Origin of the sequence: Methanobrevibacter sp. 87.7 (genome assembly GCF_002208625.1) — an archaeon.
Taxonomy (GTDB): Archaea; Methanobacteriota; Methanobacteria; order Methanobacteriales; family Methanobacteriaceae; genus Methanarmilla.
The window spans coordinates 1-7,628 of sequence record NZ_MRCT01000093.1; the positions used below are offsets into that span (position 1 = coordinate 1).

General features: G+C 23.6%; 8 protein-coding genes. All 8 read right to left on the reverse strand.

Features of this window, described 5'->3' with window-relative positions:
- Positions 1-252: 252 nt before the first annotated feature.
- The 8 genes from BGI41_RS05515 to BGI41_RS08595 all read right to left on the reverse strand — a co-directional run bounded on the left by BGI41_RS05515 (position 253) and on the right by BGI41_RS08595 (position 7,276).
- Positions 253-1,152, reverse strand: coding sequence for a PfkB family carbohydrate kinase (locus BGI41_RS05515; protein ID WP_088539325.1), 900 nt, complete (start codon positions 1,150-1,152; stop codon positions 253-255).
- Positions 1,153-1,564: 412 nt separating this feature from the next.
- Positions 1,565-2,449: a pyridoxal 5'-phosphate synthase lyase subunit PdxS gene (pdxS, locus tag BGI41_RS05520; RefSeq protein ID WP_233126329.1), complete on the reverse strand. Its 885-nt coding sequence runs from the start codon at positions 2,447-2,449 to the stop codon at positions 1,565-1,567.
- 247 nt (positions 2,450-2,696) lie between these two features.
- A complete protein-coding gene (locus tag BGI41_RS05525) occupies positions 2,697-2,879 on the reverse strand; it encodes a hypothetical protein (protein WP_088539329.1) in 183 nt (60 codons plus the stop codon).
- Positions 2,880-3,145: 266 nt separating this feature from the next.
- Positions 3,146-3,835, reverse strand: coding sequence for a HisA/HisF family protein (locus BGI41_RS05530; RefSeq protein WP_088539331.1), 690 nt, complete (start codon positions 3,833-3,835; stop codon positions 3,146-3,148).
- Between the two features lie 260 nt (positions 3,836-4,095).
- On the reverse strand, positions 4,096-4,731 hold the full coding sequence (locus BGI41_RS05535; protein WP_088539333.1) for a metal-dependent transcriptional regulator: 636 nt from the start codon (positions 4,729-4,731) through the stop codon (positions 4,096-4,098).
- 108 nt (positions 4,732-4,839) lie between these two features.
- The gene (locus tag BGI41_RS05540) at positions 4,840-5,049 is read right to left on the reverse strand and encodes a hypothetical protein (protein WP_088539335.1); all 210 of its coding nucleotides are present in this window, start codon (positions 5,047-5,049) and stop codon (positions 4,840-4,842) included.
- Positions 5,050-5,246: 197 nt separating this feature from the next.
- Positions 5,247-6,095, reverse strand: a complete 849-nt coding sequence (locus BGI41_RS08590; RefSeq protein WP_233126328.1) for a nucleoside recognition domain-containing protein — start codon at positions 6,093-6,095, stop codon at positions 5,247-5,249.
- Positions 6,096-6,283: 188 nt separating this feature from the next.
- The gene (locus tag BGI41_RS08595) at positions 6,284-7,276 is read right to left on the reverse strand and encodes a FeoB small GTPase domain-containing protein (protein WP_369829834.1); all 993 of its coding nucleotides are present in this window, start codon (positions 7,274-7,276) and stop codon (positions 6,284-6,286) included.
- Between the last annotated feature and the right edge of the window lie 352 nt (positions 7,277-7,628).

A 7,628-nucleotide genomic window follows, 5' to 3' on the forward strand; every position in this document is an offset into this window, starting at 1 on the left:
GCTAAATTTTAAATATAAAAGAAATATTAGTGAAAATTAAAAGAAAATAAATTTAAATTAAAAAAAAAATACTAAAAAAATTAAACTAAAATAAAACCAAATAAATGATATACTAAGAAAAAACTAAAATAAAACCAAATAAAAAAAGAGTATACTAATAAAAAACAAAAATAAAACCAAATAAAAAGATTATAGTAAGAAAAAACTAAAAAAAAATGCTAAAGAAAATTAAAAGAAAATAAATATTAAAAATTAAAATCCACAAAAATCAAGTAATCTACTAAGTACATAGAGTATAGATTTATTAAATGGACCTTTATTTTCAATTTTTACAGTAGTTAAAACTGTAGCAAACTTACCACTTTCATAAATACTTCCTTTATTTAATCTTTTAGCAATATATGCAGCCATATATGTATCTCCAGCACCAGTTGGTGAATTCACTTTATAAGGTTTAAATGCTTCAATATCATAAAGTTTTTTCTCAAATTTACTATATAGTAATGAACCTTTATTATTTTCTGTAATAATAACCTCATTTGGTCCAAGATTAGTGATTTTCTTAATTGTTCTAAATAAATCTAAATCAGGATATATGTAGTTTGCTTCAAATTCATCTAAGAATAATAAATTTGCATATTTTAAAATTTCATTTAAATTAGATGGAATATTAAATTCAACATATCCATTTACATCTTCTTTTCTTAATAATCCTTGAATTGATAAAAATATTGGAATATTATTTTTACTGAAATATTCTAATAAATTAATATTAACATCAGTATATATAAGTGGATTTATTAAAACTCCATCATAATCATCTAAATTTATATTATTCTCAATTAAATCATTAACAGTTATTGTATTATTTATAAAATTAGATTTCTGAAGTCTATTCTCATCATTTAAATAATCATTTGTAAAATATAATGTTTGATCTTTATAGATTGGTATAATACTAGATTTATCTGGAAATTCATTAAGTAAATCTTTATCATTGAAAGATAATGTAGTTAATATTTTGTAGTTAATTCCTAATTTATCAAAAACAAATGCTTGATAATATACTGCTCCACCAATAGATGTTTGTTCTATTTTACCATGTATGTTTTTATCTATTGTAACTGGACCTAAGACTAATAAATTTGTCATGAAGTCACCTCCTAATTTTAATATAAAAAAATCATATAAGTTTATTTTAAAAATTTAATGCTAAAAAAAGTATTGATGAAAAGATAATTAATAAAATAATTAGAAAAAGTAAATAGCTAAAAATACCTATTAATCCTATTTGGATTAAAAAAAGACAAATAAGTAAAAACACTTATTAAATCTTCTTAAATAAAAAAAGACATAATAACTAAAAAATATCTACTAAATCTTTTAAAACAATAAAAGATATAATAAGTAAAAATACCGGTTAAATCCTGTTTGAATAATGTATAATTAGAAATTATGTCTAAAACTTAAATATAAATTAGAAATTAATTTTAAAACTTAAATATAGTTAAGCTAAAATTAATTCTAAATCCTTTAAAGTATTTAATACAATTTAGAGATAAATCTAAATTCCTCTGTCTTGCATTCTTTCTTCTTCAGAAATAGCAGACATATCTAAACCTTTCATTGCTTCACCTAAGTTTTTAGAAACTTCAGCTAAAACATCAGGTTTATCATAATTTGCAGTAGCTTCAACAATAGCTTGTGCAAATGCAGGAGGATTGTTTGATTTAAAGATTCCAGAACCTACAAAGATTCCATCTGAACCTAATTGCATCATTAAAGAAGCATCAGCAGGAGTTGCAATACCACCAGCAGCAAAGTTTACTACAGGTAATTTACCTAATTTAGCTGTTTCACGTACTAAATCAATAGGTGCTTCAATTTCACGAGCATATCTCCAAATTTCTTCTTCATCTAAACCTTGAATAGTTCTAATTTCTCCCATAACTTTTCTCATATGACGAACAGCTTCAATAATATTACCAGTACCTGGTTCACCTTTAGTACGAATCATTGCAGCACCTTCATCAATTCTTCTTAATGCTTCACCTAAGTTTCTAGCACCACATACAAATGGGATAGTGAACTCTTTTTTATTAATGTGATAAACATCATCAGCAGGTGTAAGTACTTCACTTTCATCAATCATATCTACACCTAAAGTTTCAAGAATTTGAGCTTCAGCTATATGACCAATACGGCATTTAGCCATAACTGGAATAGAAACAGCATCTACAACTTCTTGAGTAATAGCAGGATCAGCCATTCTAGCAACCCCACCAGCTTTACGGATGTCTGCAGGGACTTTTTCTAAAGCCATAACAGCAACAGCACCAGCATCTTCTGCAATACCTGCTTGTTCTGCATTAACAACATCCATAATAACTCCACCTTTTGTCATTTTAGCGAAGCCTTCTTTTAATACATCAGTACCTTTTTGCATTATTTAATTCTCCTTTAAAAAATTTTTTTATTGAATAAATAATATTGAATATAAAACTTTACATAGCTATTAGCTAATAAATAGAATTTAATATGAATCAATATTTTATACAGTTTTAAAAATCGTTTATAATACAAATTAATATTATTACAGCTTTTTTCCATTAAACTCTAAATTAAAATAAAATTATTTAATAAAACTATTGTTATATTTTTTATTATATTAACTAAAAGTATAAAATAAAATAGTCCTATAAGAAAATAAAACGTAAGAATATAAATGGACTAATAGCTGCAAAAACAAATAAAAATAATCCTAAACCTAATTTATATTTATTATTATCCATTATGCCAGAAATTAAAAATAGTATTCCAAAGAATGCTAATAATACTGGTAATACATGTGAAAATAATAATGTTCCTGTAACTGCCATATTATCACTTAATATTCATAATTATAAAAATAATTTAAACTTTATAATTATATTTAAATTCATATTACTATTATATTTAATATAACAACTATATAAATTTTATTTTATAAACAAAAATAAACCATTAATATTTTAAAAAAAACTAGAAATAGATTTCTTAAAATTAAATAAAAAAATAAAATTTAAACTTATTCTAAAAAACAAAATCAATATAAAAAATACTGTAAAAAAACAAATAAACTAAAAAATAAAAAATAAGAATTAAATTAATGTAAAATAGAAATTTTACCATTATGAAGAGCAGTACCAATTAAACCTTTAGTTACACCTTGATCTTCAAGTTTAGAAATATCTTCAGGATTAATTCCACCACCAATAATGATTTTATCCTTAAATTCTTTAAACTCATCTAAAAGATTAAGATTAAAACCATTACCAGTACCAACATCAGAAATATTTAATAAAATAATTTCATTAGGATTAATTTCTCTTAAAACATCTTTAAATTCTTCAATAGTCATGTCAAGATTATTAGAATATAATTTTCCATCTTTAATATCAACACTTACAACAATTCTTTCTCTTGGAAAAGTATTAAAAATTTTTTTCATTTCATCAACAGATTCAATAGTTTCTGTTGCAACAATTAATTTATATGCAAAATCTAAATAGAATTTAAATGAATCAAAATCTTTAATTCCACTATCTAACATTACAGGTAAAATAGTGTTAACCTCTCTAATTTTATATAGATTATGTCCTTGTTTTTCAATTAAATCTAAATCAGCAATATAAATTTCATCAGCACCATTTAATTTAAGACCATTTGCAATTTGTATAGGATCAGAACTTGGTGCATATACAGTATCTAATGGAGTGTATGTTGACCTATTACCACTTTTACCACTTACTGCTTCATTATTCATTAAATCTAAAACTGGAATTACTTTAAACATTTAACCACCTGTAAGAATTTAATAATATATTTACTTATAAGGTTTGTAAATAAAATAAGATATACTTACCTAAAAAATATTTTTATATAAATTAAAATATTAAACTTAATTTTAAACATAAAAATAAAATTAGAACTTAAAATAAAAAAAACTAAACAAAACCTAAAAAAACTAAAAACACAAAAAACTAAATAATACCTAAAAAATTAAAACATGAAAAATAAGTAAAAATTAATAAAAAAGTAAAAAAAGTAAAAATATTAATTATTCTCAGTATCCTCAACTACAAATATTTCATTTGCAGTCTCTTTATCAACAGCAAGTTGAGTATTTCCTAATTGAAATACAAAAATTGGAAACTTTTGAATTAATTGAATTTTAGAACCTGGAAGAAGACCAAGATTCATAATTTTTTGAAGTTTACGAGCATCAGCAGTTTTAATATATGATACAGTAGCTAAATCATCAACATCCAAATCAAGAAGTGGAATAGCTAAATCTTTATCTTTTTCTGATGCACCATCACGTGAAGGTATTTTATGACCATGAGGACAATACTTTGGATAACCAAGTATTCTCATAATATTATCTTCAACATCATGACTCATTACATGTTCAATTTGATCTGCTAAATCTTCCATTTCATCTTTATCTGCAAGGAATAAATCAGATACAACTGTCTCAGCAATTCTATGTTTTCTTACTAATTCTCTTCCAAGATATTCACCAGATTCAGATAAAGTAATCTTATTATTATCAATATTAATATAACCTTTTTTAAATAAATCAGTTAAATATTTTTTATCTAATTGATCTTCAGTAAATGTTTCATTAAGTTCTACTTCTTTAACCCAAAGATTACGTATAAAATCTTCAATATCCTTATTTTCTACCATAAAATCCCTCAAGTAAAAAATTTATTCTTAATAATATTTTTTAATATAATATTTAATAGCTTAAAACTAACTTATTAACGATTAAATATACACTAATCCATAAAAAAACTAATCCTTACTACGATTAAATATACAATCTTTAATTTTTTTAAGTGAATTTTCTAATACTTTATATGATTTAGATTCTGGAAGTATTTCATAACCACAGTTTGGACAGCGAATAATATTACAGTCTATAGGACATCCTTCACAACTTTCACCATCACATAATTTAAATTCATATCCACAAAATTCACATTTTACTTTAACATCAGACATTTTAAACCTTCCTGAATTAATAATAAAGTAATTAATTAAATTTTAATTTTTAAATAAAAGAATTATTAAAGAATTAAAATTATCATAATCTCAATTCAATAATACCAACTCAATAAAAGTAAAAAATTAAAACTATTTTAATAATCTCAATTTAATACTATCAATTAAAATAACAATTAATTATTTTAACACTTTAACTAAAGTACTACACCTGCTGATACAAGTAATAAATTTAATATAAATCCAGTTGTAAATGCAATTATAATACTTAAAGCAGCAATACCAAGTGCCATTTTAAGTCCTCTTTCTTTAATCATGACAATGAATTGTGCAATACATGGTACAAATAAAGTCAATGTTACACTTGCTACAAGAAGTTGTACACCAGTTAAACTTGCTTTAATTTTTAAAATTCCAGCTGCACCAAAGTCACGTCTAAAGAATCCAAGAATAAATGATGATGTTGTACTAGTTGGAAGACCAATAGCATGTATAATTGGATTTAATAAATATATTATTAAATTAAAGATACCAACAAGATCTAAAGCCCAAATAACTACACTAATAAGTATAAATATAGGAAGTAATTCCTTAATATACATTACAACTCTAGTCCAAGTTTTTTTAAGTATATGTTTAGGTTTAGGGAATCTTAATGGTGGAAGTTCCATAAAGAAACTTGGTTGAGAACCTGGAACAAATCTTTTTGCAATAAGACCTATTACAATAAAGTATAATATGATTATTCCAAGCCAAATCCAAAGTGTTAATGGATGAGCTGAAAGTAATGCCATAATAACTCCAAGTTGAGCAGAACATGGAATTGTTAAAGCCATAAGTATTGTTGCAATAATTCTTTCACGTTTTGTTTCTAATGTACGTGTAGTCATTGTAGCCATACTTCCACAACCAACTGCTAAAACCATAGGTATAATAGCACGACCACTTAAACCAATTCTTTTAAATAAACTATCAGTTAAAAGAGCAAGTCTTGGAAGATAACCACTATCTTCAAGTATTGAAAATACTATAAAGAACAGACTCACAATTGGGAAAATAATTCCAATACCATAACTTAAACCAAAGGTTACAATACCATAACTTCCAATAAAAAGATTCTGTATAGGTACCCATGGAATAGTTGAAACTACAAATTTTGTAATTACTGGATTAATCCATTCACCAAAGATTACATCTTGGAAGAAATCAACAAGATATCCTGCACCAAAAACACCTACAAAAAGGTATAATCCAAAGTATAGACTATAATTAAAATAATTAATCCATAAAATGGATGAATCATAAGCCTTGATAATTTCTCTTTAAAACTTTTGTTTTCTCTTGGTTTAACTTTATTAATAGTTGTGAACTCATCTTTAAAGTACATTGCATACTTAGATAATCTTAATTTAGTAAGATACTTAATTGGTTCATCAAACTTATTAGAATATTCTTTAACTACTTTTAAAACCTTATTTGGATTAGGTTCAAGTTTATGAATAATATTATTCATATCCTTATCTCCTTCTAAAAGGAGAATAGCAACAGAACGTTTATTCATAAAAGTATAATTGTAATCTAAATTATCTTCAACATCAGAAATTGCTTTTTCAATATCATTACCATAATGGATAACAATCTGATTTTTAGAATTTTTCTGAATATCTTGATAAATAGAATCATAATTAATAATTGTATTTTTAAGTTCATCTAAGCCAATATCATTAGCTGCTGAAGTTAAAACTACAGGAATACCTAATTTCTTACTTAAACCTTCTTTATCTACAGTAGCACCTATACTTTCAAGTTCATCAATCATATTTAATACTAAAATAACATTAATATTAGCATCAATAAGTTGAAGTGTTAAATCAATTGATTTATCAATATTTTTAGCATCAATAACATGAACTGTTAAATCATAGTTACCACTTAACAATAAAAGTTTAGAAATACGTTCTTCTTCAGTAATTGTATTTAGATCATATAATCCTGGTGGATCTGTAAGTTCTACAAGTTTACCTTTAAACTGAAAACTACCTTCATCAATATCAACAGTAGTTCCAGGATAATTGGAAACAGTAGCTGTAAGACCTGTTAATTTATTAAATGTAAGACTTTTTCCTACATTAGGATTACCTATAAGAAGAACATTTAAATCGGAATCAGAATTCTTTTTTGAATTTTCTAATAAAACGTCATCTCTAGATTCATCTATTTTACTAATTTAAATAACCCCTTAAAATGAATAATTAAAAATAATTTTAGGTTGACCTAAAATAATATTTCATTTTAGTTTATATATAGTTTATTAAGTTTAGTAAGAACTAAAAATAAAATAAAAAATTAAGACAAACTTAATTTTAATAATAAAAATTTAGTAATACTTAAATTAAATTTAAATTATTTTTAAATTTTAATAAAAAAATTAAAGAAAATTTAAATAAACAATCAAAATTAAAAGGATAAATAGTTTAAAAAACTTGAAAGAAAAAAATATCTTAAAAAATTATTATTATTATTATAAAAAATTTATACAAAAATTAAGAAAATATATTTATATAAATAAGATATATGGT